We start from the raw sequence: 16,748 nt of genomic DNA on the forward strand, positions 1-16,748 counted from the left end.
CACTCCTTAGGCTGCGGCGTAGTAGGGCGCGGTGGCGCCGAGATGTTCGCGGGCGCGTGCCAGTTCGGCACGCGCGATGGCGCGCAGGTGCACTTCATCGGGACCGTCGAAGAAGCGCATGGCGCGGCCCCACGACCAGAGGTACGACAGTGGCGTGTCGGGCGTGATGCCCATCGCGCCGAACACCTGGATCGCGCGGTCGACCACGCGCGTCTGCAGCTGCGCGGCCACCAGCTTGATGGCCGATACATCGATGTGCGCGGCCTTGTTGCCGTAGGTGTCCATCTTCCACGCGGCCTGCAGCACCAGCAGCCGCGCCTGGTCGATCTCGACGCGCGACTGCGCGATCCAGTCCTGCACGTTGGCGTAATCGCTCAGGTGCTTGCCGAAGGCGCGGCGCGTGAGCGCGCGCTCGCACATCAGCTCCATCGCCAGCTCGCACTGGCCGATGGTGCGCATGCAGTGGTGCACGCGGCCCGGGCCCAGGCGCGCCTGGGCCAGCGCGAAGCCCGCGCCTTCCTCGCCCAGCAGATGGTCCACCGGCACGCGCACGTTGTCGTAGACCACCTCGCAATGCCCGTCCGGCGCATGGTGGTGCATGATCGCCACGTTGCGCACGATGCGCAGGCCCGGGGTGTCGAGCGGCACGATGACCATCGAATGGCGCTGGTGGCGCGCGGCGTCGGGGTCCTCGTTGGTCACGCCCATCACGATGGCGAACTTGCAGTTCGGATGCAGCGCCCCCGTCGTGAACCACTTGCGGCCGTTGATCACATATTCGTCGCCTTCGCGGCGTATCGTGGTGCAGATGTTGGTGGCGTCCGACGACGCGACATCGGGTTCGGTCATCGAGAAGCATGAGCGGATACGGCCCTCGAGCAGTGGCACCAGCCAGCGATCGCGCTGCGCGGGCGTGGCAAACAGGTGCAGCAGTTCCATGTTGCCGGTGTCGGGCGGATTGCAGTTGAACACCTCGGCGGCCCAGGGCACGCGTCCCATGATCTCGGCCAGCGGGCTGTACTGCATGTTGCTGAGGCGCGTGCCGGGCTCGTCGTCGCGCAGGCCCGGCAGGAACAGGTTCCACAGGCCGGCCGCGCGCGCCAGTGCCTTCAGCGGCTCGACCACCTCGCTGGGGAAGATGCCGGTGGCCGCGATGCGGTCGAAGTCGTGGTAGCGCGGGATCACATGCTGCTGCATGAAGGCCTGCAGCGTGGCCTGCATCTGACGGGTGTCTTCGGGGTATTCGAAATGCAAGTCGCTCTCCTCAATGAAACGATTCGGCCGGGGATTCCAGCGCTTCGAGGCCGCGTTCGGCCATGGCCCGGCCCAGCGCGCCGATCTGCGCGGCGTTGTCGGCCACGGCATTGCCCTGCGCGGCGCGCGCGGCAATGCCTTCGAAGATCACCGCCCAGCGCATGAACGCAAAGGCCCAGTGGAACGCCGTGGCCTGCCGTGCGGGATCGTCGCGGCCCGCGCGGCGGTAGTAATGCGCGAGGTACTCGCCTTCGGACGGAATGCCCAGCGCCTCGAGATCGAGTCCGCGGATGCCGCCGAATTCCGCCGGCAGCGTGCGCCAGGCGGCGGTGTTGAAGGCGACATCGGCCAGCGGATGGCCCAGCGTCGACAGCTCCCAGTCGAGCACTGCGACGACGCGCGGCTCGGTGGAATGGAACAGCAGGTTGTTGAGTTTGAAGTCGCCATGCGTGAGCGTGACTTCATCGCCTGGCGGGATGTTTCCGGGCAGCCATTCGAGCAGCGCATCGATGGGCGGGTTGGCGCGGGTGCGCGACAGCTCCCACTGCTGGCGCCAGCGCTTGAGCTGGCGCTCGAAGTAGCCCTCGGTGCGCCCGAACCCGGCCAGGCCCGCGGCGCGCCAGTCCACCGCATGCAGCGTCGCCAGCGTGTCGGCCATCGCCAGGTACAGCGCGCGGCGCTGCGCGGGCGCCAGGCCCGGCAGGTCGTTGTCGTTGAACACGCGGCCCTCGACACGCTCCATCAGATAGAAGGGCGTGCCGATCACCTCGGGCTCGGCGTGGTACAGCACCACGGGCGGCACGGGCAGCGCCGTCGAAGCCAGGGCCTGCATCACGCGGTATTCACGGTCCACGGCATGCGCCGAGGGCAGCACCTCGCCCGCGGGCTTCTTGCGCAGCACCATCCGGCGCGGGCCATAGCTCACGAAGAATGTCGGGTTGGATTGGCCGCCGCCAATGGCCTGCAGCTGCATGGCGCCGTCAAGCCCGGGCAGGCGCGCACGCAGGAAAGCATCGAGACGCCGGGGGTCGAAGGCCTGGGAGGCGGAAGAAGAGGGGCGCATGGAGTGGCAGGGAGTGGGCTTGGGTCCATCATGCGGGCCGCCCCCTGCCACCCACCCCCCCGCGGCGGGTAGGTCGGGTTTGCCCTCTCGGGGCAAGCCCTGTCAGGCCTGGGCCGACACCAGGCCCAGGCTGCGCGCGCTGGCCACCGCATCGTCGCGGCCCATGACGCCCAGCTTGGCATAGACATTGCGCAGATGCCATTTGACGGTTTCGGGCGAGATGCCCAGCGCCTGCGCGATGCGCTTGTTCGACATGCTCTGCGCCAGCGCGCGCAGGATTTCCGTCTCGCGTTCCGACAAGGGCTCGGGGGCCGCGGCGCCCGCCGGGCGCGCGGCCGGCTGGTGCCGCTGGCGCTGCTGGTGCAACTGTTCGACATAGAACGGCAGCACCGGGTCTTGCGCGCCATAGGCATCGGCGCAGGCATCGGCCAGCGCCAGGGCCTCGTCACCCAGGTCGAGAATGGTGCGTACCAGGCCCTGCTGCTGGCCCTGCTGCAGCGCGTCGCGCATGATGGCCAGCGCCTGCGCGCGCTCGCCCAGCCGCGCCAGCAGCAGCGCGCGCAGCACCCGCGTCGCGCAGCGGTCGCGGCGCTGCAGCAAGGCGGTGTCGTCGCGCCCGCACTCGCCCAGCGCCAGCAGCGCGGCGCGGTCGTCAAGCTGCGCCGCGTGGTACAGCGCCTCGATGAAACGCGCCAGGCCCTGGATGCGCTGGCTGACCGGACCCTGGCCGCCGGCATGGCGCGCGGCCAGGGCCTGGAGCCTGCCCAGCATGGCGGCGGCGCCGGCCAGGTCATTCATGTGCAGCAGGCAGCGCACGCGCTCGCTGATCGCAAATGCCTGCAGCCGGTCGAGCGAGCGGCGCTGGGCGCGTTCGTCGATGCGCTCCAGGCCTTCGATGGCTTCGAGCGGGTTGCCGTCGGCGCGGCGCAGCCGGGCGCTGGCCAGCGCCACCGTCACCAGCGCATCGGGCAGCACCACGCGCTCCATGGTGTCGAGCCGGCCGTCCAGCAACTGGCGCAACTCGTCCAGGGCGTTGGTCTCATAAAGCGTGGCCGACAGATAGGCCGCGGCATTGCAGGCCAGTTCGCTGTAGCGGCCCAGCTCGCGTTCGGCACGGGCCAGCGCATCGCGCAGCACCGGCTCGGCCGAGCGCACATCGCCGGCATAGAGCCACGACAGGCCCAGCAGGCATTGGTTCATCAGATGGCCGAACGCCGAATCCAGCAGCGGCGTGCCGTCGTCGCGCAGCAGCGGCGGGCCCTGCAGCACCTCGCGCGCGCTGGCGTAGTCGGCCATGTGCGCATGCATCCAGCCCAGCAGGTTGCGCCGCCCGCCGACCAGCACCACGTCCTCGGCTTCGCGCAGCGCCTTCATCGCCGGCAGCAGCGCCTGCGCGGTGAGCAGATCGTCCTCCTGCAGCGCCAGCGAGAACGCCAGCAGCGTGGCATGTGCGCGGCCTTCACCGTCGCCCGCATTCTGCTGCGACTGCAGCGCCGCCAGCGTGCCGTGGCAGGCGGCGAACTGGTTGTAGCAAAGCTGGGTCCAGCCCAGCCACAGCAGCAGCGAGGGGCGGGCGTGCAGCACGGCGCGCGGCAGCTCGGCGACGGCTCGCACGATCTGCTGCAGCTCGCCGTGCAGAAACAGCGTGCGGGCCCAGCGCTCGACCCAGGCCGCGGCCTGTTCGACATCGCCCGCGGCCACCGCATGGTGCACGGCCTCGCGCAGATGGCGCCGCTGGCCCAGCCAGCGCGCGAGCACCGCATGCGTTGCCTGCTGCTGCCGCGGCGGCAAGCCCTTGAAGCGCTCGAGCAGCAGTTCGCGGAACAGCGGATGGAAGCGAAACCAGCCGGGCGTTGCCGCATCGTGCTGTGGCAGCACGAACAGATGCTCGCGCTGCAGGCGCTCGAGCAGCGCCGGGCCGATCCGGGCGCCCGCGAGTTCATTGGCCAGCGCCTGATTGAAGCCGCGCGCCACGGCCAGGCGCGTCATCGCGTCGATCGCGCCCTTGTCCAGCCGGCACAGCACCTCGCGGTTGAAATACGCGGCAAAGTCCTGCGCGTTCTGCACCGGCGAGGCCGGCGTGCGCGGCTGCAGGGCCAGCAGCTGCAGACCCGCGGCCCAGCCGTCGGTGATCTCCAGCAGCCGGCGCGCGTCGACGCCCGCGTCGTGGCGCTGCGGCCGCGCCTTCATGAACTGCTGCACCTCCTCGAGCGTGAAGCGCAGTTCGGCCGGGCCCAGTTCCTCCAGCATGCCCTGGTCGCGCAGCCGCGCCAGCGACAGCGCGGGAACGCTGCGCGACACCAGCACCAGATGCAGCGCGGGCGGCGCGAAGTCCAGCAGCGTCTGCAGCACCGCATGCGCCGGCGTGTCCGTGACGTTCTGCCAGTCGTCGATCACCATCAGCAGCGGCCGGCTGCGCGCCAGCAGCGCGCGCAGCAGCGCAATGGCAATCGCATCGGCACGCAGGCTGCCGCCGCGGTTGTAAAGCAGCCGGGCTTCATGCGCGATGTCGGGATCGACGCGGTCCAGCGCCTCGAGCAGCGGCTGCAGCAGCGCCTGGCCGTCGTCGCCGGGCTGCACCGTGAGCCAGGCCACGTCCTGGCCGAACGCCAGCGCCTGTGCGCGCCATTGCAGCGCCAGCGAGGTCTTGCCGCTGCCGGCCGGCCCGTGGATGAGCACGCATTTCTTGTGGCGCGCCTCGGCCAGGCGCGCGAGCAGTTGCCGGCGCTCGATGCGCCCGGGCTCCAGCCGGAGGGAATGAGGGTTTGTCTCGGTCACCGTTCTTGTAATGGGTCAGCTTGGTCGAGGCGCTATGGTGCCATGGCAGCGGGCTGCCGCCGTGTCGCATCGGCAAGCGACCTGTTGGCGCGGCTTCGGAAGCTGCGGCGCGGCAGCCGTACGCTGCGTCCGGTGTGTCGGCCTGGCACTGCGCTGTACCGCGCAACTGTACCTATTGGAATGGATACAGTTTGTCTATATTGACCAGAAGGCCGCGGGTCCATCCGACCGGCGCGCCTGGACTGCTCAAACACAAAAACCGTCAAAGGAGACAAGCATGAACGGGTTCAAAGGATTTGCCAAGGTGGCGCTGGCTGCGGCCATCGTGTCGGGCACGGCGTATGCGCAGGACATCAAGATCGGCTACAACGCCGACATGTCCGGCAGCGGCGTGGCCGAGCTGGGGATCTCGGGGCGCTGGGGCTTCGAGGCGGCCATCGAGGACATCAACAAGGCCGGCGGCATCATGGGCCGCAAGGTGGTGGGCGTCATCCGCGACGACCTGGGCACGCCGCCCAAGTCGATCCAGAACATGACCGAGCTGATCGACAACGAAAAGGTCGCGGCCGTGGTCGGCCCGGCCAACTCGGGCAATGCGCTGGCGTGGCTGCACCTGCCCCAGCAAAAGAAGATCCCGGTGGTGGTGCCGATCGCCACCGGCTCGGAGATCACCACGCGCTACGCCAACGATGCGCAGAACTACCTGTTCCGCATTTCCATGGTCGACCGCGAGCAGTCGGCGCTGCTGGCCGCGTATGCGGTCAAGCATTCCGCAGGCAAGAAGATTGCCGTGCTGGCCGACTCCACAGGCTACGGCCAGGGCGGCACCAAGGATGCGACGGCGATTCTCGAGCTGCATGGCGTCAAGCCGGTGGCCGTCGAGAAGTTCGGCCCCAAGGACACCGACATCACCTCGCAGCTGTCGAAGATCAAGGCCGCGGGCGCGGATACGGTGATCGTCTACGGCCTGGCCGACGGCACGGCGCAGGTGCTGCGCAGCATGGAGAAGATCAACTACCTGCCGACCACGCTGGGCGCCTGGGGCAATCTGAGTTCGCTGTTCCCGAAGATGACCGGCGCCAAGCTGTCCGAGCATCTGATCATGGCGGCGTCGACCACGGAAGACACCAACGCCAAGACCCGCGCGCTGGGCGAGCGCGTGCGCAAGAACTTCCCCACGCTGACCACCTTCCCGTGCGCGGCGCAGAGCTACGACTCGGTGATGCTGCTGGCCGCGGCGATGAAGCAGGCCAACAGCACCGACGGCGCCAAGGTGGCCGCGGCGCTCGAGAACCTGCAGGGCGTGGAGGGCGTGATCAAGACCTACAACAAGCCTTTCACCAAGACCATGCATGAAGGGCTGAACGTCAACGACTTCTACCTCGCGCGCTGGAAGGGCGACAGCGTCGTGAAGTTCGAGGACTCGGTGACCAAGGGCTTCCAGTCTGCCGACTTCAAGAAGTAAGCCGCTGCCGCCGGCGGTCCGCAACCCGCGGTCCGCCGGCGTTGGCATTGGCATGACGAGCGATCGGAGTTGCGCGTATGGCAGTCAGTATTCTTCAGGCCATGTTCAGTGGCCTGGCGCTGGGCAGCATCTATGCCCTGGTGGCGCTGGGATTCAACATCACCTACAACACCACCAAGACCTTCAATTTCGGGCAGGGCGAGTTTCTCGTCGCCGGCGCCTTCATCGCGGTATCGGCGCTGCTGCTGCTGGCCGGCCATGACCTCAAGGGCAGCCTGCAGCAGGCCGAAGTCACGCTGGCGCGCTACGGCCTGAGCCTGATCGCCACCGTGGCGATCATGGGCCTGCTGGGCGTGGTGGTGTACTACGCCGCGATCCGGCCGTTCATCGGCCAGGGCGGGCTGGCCTGGGTCATGAGCACCATCGGCTTCGGCATCATCATCCAGAACGTCGCGCTGGCCATCTGGGGTCCGTCGCCCATGGTCATGCCGTCGCCGCTGGGCAACGAAGTGCTGCGCATCGGCGGCGCGGGCGTGCTGCCGCAGGAGATCCTGGTGCTGTGCGTGAGCATCGCGCTGATGCTGTGCCTCGACGTCGTGATGCGCAAGACGCGCCTGGGCAAGGCGGTGCGCGCCGTCGCGCAGAGCAGCGCGGCCGCAACGCTGATGGGCATCAACGTGACGGCCATCGTGGTGCTGGCGTTTGTCGTCAGCGCCAGCCTGGCGGGCATTGCCGGACTGCTGATCGCGCCGATCACCACGGCGTCGGTGTTCATGGGGCTGACGCTGGCGCTGAAGGCCTTTTCCTCGGCCATCGTCGGCGGCCTGAGCAACCCGCGCGGCTGCATGCTCGGCGGTTTCCTGCTCGGCCTGATCGAGGCCATGGTCGGGTTGTGGCATGCGGAGCTGCGCGAGATCAGCATCTTCGTGCTGATCATTTTCGTGCTGGTGCTCAAGCCCGAAGGCTTGCTGGGCCAACGCGTGGTGGAGAAGGTCTGATGCACAAATTCAAGCATCTTCTGGGTGTCATCGCGTTTGCCGCCGTGCTGGGGCTGGTGCCGGTGCTCACCGACAACGGGTTCTATCTCAAGGTCCTGTTCCTGATCGGCGTGAACTACCTGGCCGCCGCCGGCCTCAATGTGCTGGTCGGCTACGCGGGCCAGAAATCGCTGGGCCATGCGGGCCTGTTTGCCGTGGGCGCCTATACGGCCGCGCTGCTCACGGCCAGGCTGGGCTGGAACCCCTGGCTTGCATTTGCCGCCGCGGGCGCGATGGCCGGGCTGTTCGGCGTGGTGATCGCCTTGCCCGCGCTGCGCGTGCGCGGCCCGGCGCTGGCCATGGTGACCATTGGCTTTGGCGTGGTGGTGGAGAAGGTGGTCTCCGAATGGCAGGACGTGTTCGCGGGCCAGCAGGGCATCTACGGCGTGCTGCCGCTGACCTGGCAAGGCCAGCCGCTGGATTCCCGGCAATGGGTCTGGGTGGTGCTGGCGCTGGGCATCGCCGCGCATCTGATGCTGCGCTCGCTGCTGCGCGGCAAGTACGGCCGCGCCTTCATGGCCGTCAACACCGCCGAGGTGGCGGCGGAAAGCGTGGGCGTGAGCGTCTACCGCTACAAGGTGCTGGCCTTCGTGATCAGCGCCGTGACCTGCGGCTTCGCGGGCGCGCTGATCACCCAGCAGAACCAGTACATCAATTCCGATTTCATCACCTTCAACCTGTCGGTGTTCTTCCTGCTGATCGTGCTGTTCGGCGGGCGCTCGGTCTACGGGCCGCTGCTGGGCGCGGTGGTGCTGACGCTGCTCGATGCATTCCTGGCGCGCTGGCCCGGCGTGCAGCATTTCACCTATGGCGCGCTGCTGCTGTTTGCGCTGTATGCGATGCCCGACGGGCTGTCGGGCGCCTTGTCCGGCTGGGCGCGCCGCTTCGGCGCGAAGCCGGGCCCTGCGGCAAGCGATGCACCCGAACTCCTGGCCGCCTGGCGCGCGCGCGTGGCCGAAGCCGCCGCCTACGGCAGCCAGGTGCTGTTGCGTACGCAGGGGCTGTACAAGGCCTATGGCGGCGTGGTGCCGACCAACAACCTCGACATCGAGATCCAGTCGGGCCATGTGCATTCGCTGATCGGCCCGAACGGCGCGGGCAAGACCACGCTGCTCAACATCCTCTCGGGCATCGTGCCGCCGAGCCGTGGCAGCATCGAGTTCCGCGGCGCCAGCATCGTTGGGCGGCCGGTGTTCCGCATCTGCAATATGGGGCTGGGCCGCACCTTCCAGAACCTCAAGCTGTTTGCCGACATGTCGGTCATCGACAACGTCAAGGTGGGCCTGCACCAGCATATCCGCGCCGGCTTCTGGTCCTACCTTCTCGGGCTGCCCGCGGCGGCGCGCGACGAGGCCGGTGCCACGGCCGAGGCGCGGCAGATCCTGCAGTTCCTCGGGCTGCAAGCCCATGCCCAGGCGCTGGCCGGCAGCCTGCCCTACGGGCTGCAGCGCCGCGTGGAACTCGCGCGGGCGCTGGCCACGCGGCCCGCGCTGCTGCTGCTCGATGAACCCGCGGCCGGCCTCAATCCCCAGGAAACCGCGGAGCTGGTGGACGTGATCCGCAGCATCCGCGACCTGGGCATCACCATCTTGCTGATCGAGCACCATATGGACCTGGTCATGGCCATCTCGGACCATGTGATCGTGCTCGATTACGGCGAGAAGATCGCCGAGGGCCAGCCCGCGGCGGTGCAGGGCAACCCGCGCGTGATCGCCGCCTATCTGGGCACCGATGAAGAAGAGGAGGAAGCCTTGCACAACCCCGAAGCGCTTGCGGGAGCCCGCCATGTCTGAGAACGTCCTGCTCAAAGTCGACGACCTGCAAGTGCACTATGGCGCGGTGCAGGCCCTGCGCGGCATCAGCCTCGAAGTGCGCGCCGGCGAGATCGTCACCATCATCGGCGGCAACGGCGCGGGCAAGAGCACGCTGATGAAGGCGCTGTCGGGGCTGGAGCCGTGCAGCGCCGGCAGCATCGTGTTTGCCGGCGAGGACATCACGCGCCTGCCGGGCCACCAGCGCGTGGCGCGCGGCATCGCGCAGTCGCCCGAGGGCCGGCAGGTGTTTGCCGACCAGACGGTGCGCGACAACCTGATCCTGGGGGCCTACCACCGCAAGGCCAGCCGCCAGCAGATCGACGCCGATGTCGAGGCCCAGTTCACGGCCTTCCCGCGGCTGCGCGAGCGCCAGGACCAGATGGCGGGCACCATGTCGGGCGGCGAGCAGCAGATGCTGGCCATCGCGCGCGCGCTGATGGCCAGGCCGCAGCTGCTGCTGCTCGACGAGCCCTCGCTGGGACTCGCGCCGCTGATCGTCAAGGAGATCTTCGCCATCATCCGCGGGCTGCAGCAAAGGGACGTCACCATCTTGCTGGTGGAGCAGATGGCCAACCAGGCGCTGGCCGTGGCCGACCGTGGCTATGTGCTGGAGACCGGGCGCATCACCATGCAGGGCGCCGGACAGGCGCTGCGCGCCGACCCGAAGATCCGCGCTGCCTACCTGGGCAGCCATTGAACCTCTGCAAGGACTCCGTGTGATTGCCATCCATGACGACAGCAGCATCGGCGACGTGTTTTTCGAGGCCGCGCGGGCCTATGCCGGCAACAGCCTGCTGGCCGTGCCGGCAAACCCGGCGCGCAGCTACCACCCGCAGGGCTGCGAGATCCGCTATGCCGATGCCGCCGCCCAGGTCAAGCAGCTGATGCACGACTACCGCCAGGCGGGTTACGGCCTGGGGCACCGCGTCGGCCTGCTGCTGGAAAGCCGGCCCGAACACATGCTGCACAAGCTGGCGCTGAATGCGCTGGGCGTGTGCTGCGTGCCCGTCAATCCCGACTACCGCGCGGGCGAGTTCGCCTACCTGATCGACCATGCGCGGCTCGATCTGCTGCTGGTGCTGCAAAGCCATCTGCCCGCGGCCGAGGCCGCGCTGCGCGAAAGCCGGCACCGTCCCGAAGTGATGGTCTGGGAGCAGTGGGCGCAGGGCGTGGCGCGCGCGCCGCGGCCCGCCCAGCCCGGCCAGCCGGGGCCGGACACCCCGGCCAGCATCCTCTACACCTCGGGCACCACGGGCCGGCCCAAGGGCTGCGTGCTGTCGCACCGCTACGAGCTGGCCGCGGGCCAGGCCTACGCCACGCGCGGCGGGCTGGCCCACATCCGCGAGGGAGTGGAGCGCCTGTACAACCCGCTGCCGCTGTTCCATGTGAATGCGTCGATCCTGTCGTTCTACTGCATGCTGCTCACGGGCGGCTGCCAGGTGCAGACCGACCGCTTCCAGCCCTCGCGCTGGTGGCAGGAAGTGCGCGAGACGCGTGCCACCATCGTGCATTACCTCGGTGTCGTGATCCAGTTGCTGCTGCTGCAGCCGCCGTCGCCCGCGGACCGCGAACACTGCGTGCGCTTCGGCTTTGGCGCGGGCGTCGAGCCCCAGCTGCATGCGGCGTTCGAGGAACGCTTCGGGTTTCCGCTGCTCGAGCTCTGGGGCATGACCGAGATGGTGCGCATCATGGTCGATTGCCATGCGCCGCGCCAGGTCGGCACGCGCGCCTTCGGGCGCGCGGTGGAAGGCGTGCAGGCGCGCGCCGTCGACGACCTGGACCAGGACGTGCCCGACGGCACGCCCGGCGAACTGGTGATCCGCCACTCGGCGCAGACGCCGCGCAAGGATTTCTTCAGCGAATACCTGGACGACCCGCAGGCCACCGAAAGCGCCTGGCGCAACGGCTGGTTCCATACCGGCGACGTGGTGGTGCGCGACGCGGGCGGCATGTTCCATTTCGTCGACCGGCGCAAGAACATCATCCGGCGCTCGGGCGAGAACATCGCCGCGGCCGAAGTCGAGGCCCAGTTGCTGACCCATCCGCTGATCGAGCAGGCCGCGGTCATGGCCGTGGCCGACGAGGTGCGCGAGGAGGAGGTGCTGGCCTGCATCGTGCTCAGGGCCGGCGTGCCGGCCGACGATGCCCGGGCCGCGCTGGCGCGGGACATCTTCCAGCACTGCCACCAGGCCCTCGCGTATTACAAGGCGCCGGGCTGGATCTGGTTCACGCCGCAGATTCCCACGACCGGCACGCAGAAGATCCAGAAGCATGCGATCTTTGCGCGCGGCGCCGATCCGCGTCAGGCGGCGGGAATGGTGGATTTGCGCGGGATGAAGAAGCGCGGGTGAGGAGACGCCGCCGGGGGCTTCGACAAGCTCGGCCCGAACGGGTTTCTCCGTCGCGCCAGGCTCAGCACGAACGGAACGACCGTTCGTCCTGAGCCTGCCTCGCCGGCCGCGTCGAACCATGGACGGCCTGCGCTCAAGCCCGACCCTGCGTCAGACCCAGGGCGCATATCCCGTCAAACCGCGCCCAGCAACACCTTCGCCCGGTCCACACTGACCTCTTTTTCCTGCGCCATCTGCGCCGCGATGCGCTGGATATCGGCGCCGCTCGCGCCCGCCAGCAGCGCAATATTGCGCGCATGCAGCGCCATGTGGCCGCGCTGAATGCCTTCGGTGGACAGCGCGCGCAGCGCGCCCAGGTTCTGCGCCAGGCCCACGGCGGCTGCGATCTCGCCGAGTTCCTGCGCGCTTTGCACCTGCATCACGCGCAGCGCCCAGCGCGCCAGCGGATGGGTCTTGGTCGCGCCGCCGACCAGGCCGACGGGCATCGGCAGCTCGATGCTGCCCACCAGGTGCCCCTGCCTGTTCTTCTCCCAACGCGTGAGCGAGGTGTATTGGCCCGACTGCACTGCATAGGCATGGGCGCCGGCCTCGACCGCGCGCCAGTCGTTGCCCGTGGCGACGATCACCGGATCGATGCCGTTCATGATCCCCTTGTTGTGCGTGGCCGCGCGGTAGGGATCGATCTTGGCGAAGGTATAGGCATCGAGCACGCCTTCGATGACTTCCTCGCCGCTGTACTCGGCGGTCTTGAGCGTCTCGGGCGCGAGCGTCACGCGCGCGCGCGCGAGGCGCAGGTCGGCCAGATTCGACAGGATGCGCAGCCGCACCGTGGCCGCGGTGATCTGCTCGATATAGGGCGACACCGCCTCGGCCATGCTGTTGACGGTGTTGGCGCCCATCGCGTCGCGCACGTCGACGATCAGGTGCGCCACCACCATCGGGCCGCGCGGCGTGCTGTCGAACACATGCACCTCGACATCCTTGCAGCCGCCGCCCATGCCGATCAGCACGGTGTCCTTGGCATTGGCGCGCTCGATGATCTCGGCCTTGTGGGCCAGCACGACCTGGCGCACGGCATACGGGTCGCCCATGCCGACGATCTGGATCTGGGCGCGCATCAGCGGCGTGCTCGATGAGGTGAAGAAACCGCCGCTGTCGCGCGCCAGCCGGGCCATGAACGAGGCCGCGGCCACGACCGAGGGCTCCTCCACCGCCATCGGCACCAGCACGTCCTTGCCGTTGACGCGGAAGTTGCTGGCAATGCCCAGCGGCAGCTCGAAGGTGCCGACGACGTTCTCGATCATGCCGTCGGCGACATCGAGCGCCAGCGCGCCGGGCCGGGCCAGCAGTTCGCGGTCCGCGGCATCGAGGCCGGCGGCGTCGCCAATGCGCTCCAGGCGCTGAGAGGGGGACAGGGAACGCAGGTTGGGCAGGCGGGAATCACGGGTCATGGAAGTCCTTGTGTGGCATTGGCGAAGATCCCAGGGTCTTCCCGCAGGCGGGGCCCTGGTGGCGCTGGCTACTTTAGGACTGCTGTACCCTTTGCAGCAGGTACAGTTACCGAGAACAGATCCATGCCGACGACCGTTGCAGGTTTCAAGATCCTCGCCGAATCGCTGGAGCGGGAAATCCGCCAGGGCGCCTACAAGGCTGGCGAGAAGCTGCCTTCGCTGCGCGAGATCACGCGCGAGCGCGCCTATGGCAAGAACACGGTGATTGCCGCGTTCGAACTGCTGGTGGCGCGCGGGCTGGTGGAGCCGCGCCGCGGCGCGGGCTTCTATGTGAAGGACATCGCTGCGCCCGGCGAAGCCGACACGCCCGTCCATGCGCTGGGCCGCGCCGGGGACCTGGTGTGGCTGATCCGCGAACAGCTCAATGACAATCCCCAGGCCATACGCGCCGCCGACGGCATGCCGCCCGCCGAGTGGCTGGCGGGCGCGCGCCTGGACCGCGTGCACCACAAGGTCGCGCGCGGCGGCCTGGGCGCGCTGTTCAGCTACGGCAACCGCTACGGCTATCTGCCGCTGCGCCAGCAACTGGTGCGCAAGCTGGGCGGCCTGGGCATCGAGGCCGATCCGCGGCAGATCCTGCTGACGCATGGCGCCAATCAGGCCATGGACCTGGTGCTGCGCTATCTGATTCCGCCGGGCGCCACGGTGCTGGTGGACGACCCTGGCTATTACTTCCTGTTTGCCAAGCTCAAGGTGCACGGCGCCGAGATCGCCGGCATCGCGCGCCAGCCCGATGGCCCGGACCTCGACATGCTCGAGCAGGTGCTGATCCGCAAGCGCCCGCGGCTTTTTTTCGTGCAGTCGGTGGGGCACAACCCCACGGGATCGGACCTGAGCGCGGGCAAGGCGCGGCGGCTGCTCGAGCTGGCCGAGAAGTACAACCTGCTGCTGGTCGAGATGGACCCGCTGGCCGATCTCAAGCCGCACGAGCAGGCCCGGCTGTCCGCGCTCGACCAGCTGCAACGCACCATCTACATCGGCTCGTTCTCGAAGTCGCTGTCGGCGGCGCTGCGCGTGGGTTTCCTCGCCTGCAGCGCCGACATGGCGTCGGAGCTGGCCGACCTCAAGTCCATCGTGCATGTCAACAGCTCGGAGTACGCCGAACGCACGGTCGACACCATCCTGCGCGAGCGCACCTATGCGAAGCATCTGCTCGCGCTGAAGTCGCATGTGGCCCAGGCCACGCGGCAGTCGCGCCAGCTGCTGGCCGATGCGGGCGCCCGCTTCTTCTGTGATCCCCAGGAGAGCCTCTACATGTGGGTGCGCTTCGACGGGCTCGACGACTCGCTGGCGCTGTCGGAGCATCTCACGGCGCAGCAGATCACCGTCGCGCCGGGGCGCATCTTCCAGGTCGATCCCAGCATCACCAGTCCCTGGATGCGGCTCAACAGCGGCATCGTGGTGCACGAGAAGTTCCAGGCAATGCTGCGGCAGCGGCCGCTGTGGTGAGGTCGACGAGCCACGCGGCGGAGAACTTGGTTACAAGCTGTGGTGAAAAAAGGCAGATACTTTCCGTGCGGCGTCCGCCAGGCAGCAGCCTGGCAGCGCCAGCGTCCTGTTCGGCATTCCACCCCCAAGGAGAACTTCATGCTGCGTATGGCTTCATTGGCTTTCATCGCTTCGGTCGCGCTGACCGCGTGCAACACGGCGCCGGGCAACGCGTCGCGCACCGCGCCCGGTGCGACCATGGCATCCCCGTCGACCATGGCGCCGGCTTCGCCCGCGACCGTCATGAACGGCATGCTGGTCGGCCCCAACCAGATGGCGCTCTACGTGTTCGACCGCGATACCACCGGCGCCGGCAAGAGCGTGTGCAATGGCGGCTGCGCCACCAACTGGCCGCCGCTGATGGCGCCGCCCGGCGCGCAGCCCATCGGCGACTGGAGCGTTGTCACGCGCGACGATGGCGCAAGCCAGTGGGCCTACAAGGGCCGTCCGCTCTACTACTGGGCCAAGGACGGCAAGCCGGGCGACACCACCGGTGACGGCGTCGGCAACGCCTGGCGCCTGGCGCGGCCCTGACCCGGGCACGCGGCGGCCGGCCTATGGCGCATGGCGGCGCTTGCCGGTCTAATGCAGGGTTGGAACCTCTCTCCAACCCTCGTTTTCAGGAACCACCATGACCCAACGCCTGACCGCCGCCGATTTCGACCAGGAACTGCTGATTCTGTTTGATGCCTATGTGCATGGCGACATGGACCGGCGCAGCTTCCTGGGGCAGGCCCAGCGCTATGCCAAGGCCGGCGTCACGGCCGCCGGCCTGCTGGCCGCGCTGAGCCCGAACTTCGCCGCGGGGCAGCAGGTTCCGGCCGACGACAGCCGCGTGAAGACGCAGCGCGTCACGCTGCCGTCGCCGTCCGGCTACGGCAGCATCAATGCCTATCTCTCCCGCCCGGCTGCGGCCGGCGCCTCGCGCCTGCCCATGGTGCTGGTGGTGCATGAAAACCGCGGCCTCAATCCGCACATCGAAGACATCACCCGGCGCCTCGCGCTCGAAGGCTTCATGGCGCTGGCGCCCGATGCGCTGACACCTTTGGGCGGCTACCCGGGCGACGAAGACAAGGCGCGCGAAGCGTTCGCCAGGCTCGACCAAGCCAAGACCCGCCAGGATTTCCTGGCCGCCGCGCAGTGGCTGCGCATGCGCGCCGATGGCGACGGCAAGCTGGGCGTGGTGGGCTTTTGCTATGGCGGCGGCATGGCGCACTGGCTTGCGACCGAGCTGCCCGAGTTGCGCGCCGCCGTGCCGTTCTATGGCAACACGCCCGATCCTGCGCTGGCGGCACAGGTCAAGGCGCCGCTGCTGGTGCATCTGGCGGCCGTGGACGAGCGCATCAATGCGGCCTGGCCCGCGTATGAAGCCGCGCTGCGGGCCGCGGGCGTGCCCTATGAGGTGCACCACTACGCGGGCACGCAGCATGGTTTCAACAACGACACGACACCGCGCTACGACGCGGCGGCCGCCAAGCTGGCCTGGGACCGGACGGTGGCATTCTTCAAGGCGAAGCTGGGATAGTTCCCGCGTGGTCGGGCAGGCGCGCGAACAGGCTGTCCTCGTCCAGCAAGGCAAATGCAATCTCGGGCCGCTGCTCGAGGCTGCGCTTGATGGCCGCGGGAATCGCCTGGCGCGTCTTGCGGCACAGGCCCGGGCGCTCGGCCACCAGGATGGTGATGCCGCGCAGCGTGCGCACTTCGCGCGGGCTGGTGCCGATCACCAGCTGCAGCCCCAGTTGCTGCTCCATGCGCCGCTGCATGTGGCGCAGGTCGGCGAGGCTGTCCAGCGATTCCAGCCGCTGCAGCAGGCGTTTTTCCTCGTCGCGCGTGAGCCGCAGGATGCGCAGATCGGCCGGCGATGCGTCCAGCAGCGCGCCGCGGCCGCAGTCGCAGAGGGCGGGCGGGCATTCGGAGCGCAGCGGGAAAATGGCCTGGGAGTTCATCGGGGCGCAGTCTTGGCGGCAACGCAAACCATCATAGCCAC

Annotated in this window: 13 protein-coding genes; 8 read left to right on the top strand and 5 right to left on the bottom strand. The window is 68.7% G+C overall.

Annotated elements, in window-relative coordinates:
• Window positions 1–6: 6 nt before the first annotated feature.
• The 3 genes from HUK68_RS07100 to HUK68_RS07110 form a co-directional block, all read right to left on the bottom strand.
• Window positions 7–1,254 (bottom strand): acyl-CoA dehydrogenase family protein, encoded by a 1,248-nt coding sequence (locus HUK68_RS07100; RefSeq protein ID WP_175503558.1) that lies wholly within the window; start codon window positions 1,252–1,254, stop codon window positions 7–9.
• A gap of 10 nt (window positions 1,255–1,264) precedes the next feature.
• Window positions 1,265–2,317, bottom strand: a complete 1,053-nt coding sequence (locus HUK68_RS07105; protein ID WP_175503559.1) for a phosphotransferase family protein — start codon at window positions 2,315–2,317, stop codon at window positions 1,265–1,267.
• A gap of 102 nt (window positions 2,318–2,419) precedes the next feature.
• Window positions 2,420–5,095 carry a LuxR C-terminal-related transcriptional regulator gene (locus HUK68_RS07110; protein WP_175503560.1) on the bottom strand — a complete coding sequence of 892 codons (2,676 nt, stop codon included), beginning with the start codon at window positions 5,093–5,095 and terminating at the stop codon, window positions 2,420–2,422.
• A 277-nt stretch (window positions 5,096–5,372) separates the two neighbouring features.
• Between HUK68_RS07110 and HUK68_RS07115 the strand changes: the two genes are divergently transcribed.
• The 5 genes from HUK68_RS07115 (at window position 5,373) to HUK68_RS07135 (ending at window position 11,762) form a co-directional block, all read left to right on the top strand.
• Window positions 5,373–6,560: an ABC transporter substrate-binding protein gene (locus HUK68_RS07115; RefSeq protein ID WP_175503561.1), complete on the top strand. Its 1,188-nt coding sequence runs from the start codon at window positions 5,373–5,375 to the stop codon at window positions 6,558–6,560.
• A 77-nt stretch (window positions 6,561–6,637) separates the two neighbouring features.
• The gene (locus HUK68_RS07120) at window positions 6,638–7,558 is read left to right on the top strand and encodes a branched-chain amino acid ABC transporter permease (RefSeq protein ID WP_175503562.1); all 921 of its coding nucleotides are present in this window, start codon (window positions 6,638–6,640) and stop codon (window positions 7,556–7,558) included.
• Complete coding sequence (locus tag HUK68_RS07125) at window positions 7,558–9,390, top strand: branched-chain amino acid ABC transporter ATP-binding protein/permease (RefSeq protein WP_175503563.1); 1,833 nt, start codon at window positions 7,558–7,560, stop codon at window positions 9,388–9,390. The genes HUK68_RS07120 and HUK68_RS07125 overlap by 1 nt, the downstream gene beginning before the upstream one ends.
• Window positions 9,383–10,108: an ABC transporter ATP-binding protein gene (locus HUK68_RS07130; protein ID WP_175503564.1), complete on the top strand. Its 726-nt coding sequence runs from the start codon at window positions 9,383–9,385 to the stop codon at window positions 10,106–10,108. Before HUK68_RS07125 ends, HUK68_RS07130 begins: the two co-directional genes overlap by 8 nt.
• A gap of 19 nt (window positions 10,109–10,127) precedes the next feature.
• Window positions 10,128–11,762 carry an AMP-binding protein gene (locus HUK68_RS07135; protein ID WP_175503565.1) on the top strand — a complete coding sequence of 545 codons (1,635 nt, stop codon included), beginning with the start codon at window positions 10,128–10,130 and terminating at the stop codon, window positions 11,760–11,762.
• 173 nt (window positions 11,763–11,935) lie between these two features.
• Here HUK68_RS07135 and HUK68_RS07140 read toward each other — a convergent pair whose 3' ends face one another.
• The gene (locus HUK68_RS07140; protein WP_175503566.1) at window positions 11,936–13,213 is read right to left on the bottom strand and encodes a hydroxymethylglutaryl-CoA reductase, degradative; all 1,278 of its coding nucleotides are present in this window, start codon (window positions 13,211–13,213) and stop codon (window positions 11,936–11,938) included.
• Window positions 13,214–13,336: 123 nt separating this feature from the next.
• Here HUK68_RS07140 and HUK68_RS07145 point away from each other — a divergent pair, with 123 nt between their 5' ends.
• The 3 genes from HUK68_RS07145 to HUK68_RS07155 all read left to right on the top strand — a co-directional run bounded on the left by HUK68_RS07145 (window position 13,337) and on the right by HUK68_RS07155 (window position 16,286).
• On the top strand, window positions 13,337–14,722 hold the full coding sequence (locus HUK68_RS07145; protein WP_175503567.1) for an aminotransferase-like domain-containing protein: 1,386 nt from the start codon (window positions 13,337–13,339) through the stop codon (window positions 14,720–14,722).
• A gap of 138 nt (window positions 14,723–14,860) precedes the next feature.
• On the top strand, window positions 14,861–15,295 hold the full coding sequence (locus HUK68_RS07150; protein WP_175503568.1) for a COG4315 family predicted lipoprotein: 435 nt from the start codon (window positions 14,861–14,863) through the stop codon (window positions 15,293–15,295).
• A 97-nt stretch (window positions 15,296–15,392) separates the two neighbouring features.
• Window positions 15,393–16,286 carry a dienelactone hydrolase family protein gene (locus HUK68_RS07155; protein WP_175503569.1) on the top strand — a complete coding sequence of 298 codons (894 nt, stop codon included), beginning with the start codon at window positions 15,393–15,395 and terminating at the stop codon, window positions 16,284–16,286.
• On the opposite strand, the gene HUK68_RS07160 is transcribed toward HUK68_RS07155, so the two are convergent.
• Window positions 16,267–16,707 (bottom strand): hypothetical protein, encoded by a 441-nt coding sequence (locus HUK68_RS07160; RefSeq protein WP_175503570.1) that lies wholly within the window; start codon window positions 16,705–16,707, stop codon window positions 16,267–16,269. The genes HUK68_RS07155 and HUK68_RS07160 overlap by 20 nt on opposite strands.
• Window positions 16,708–16,748: the final 41 nt, after the last annotated feature.

It is taken from the genome of Comamonas antarctica (assembly GCF_013363755.1).
Taxonomy (GTDB): domain Bacteria; phylum Pseudomonadota; class Gammaproteobacteria; order Burkholderiales; family Burkholderiaceae_C; genus Comamonas; species Comamonas antarctica.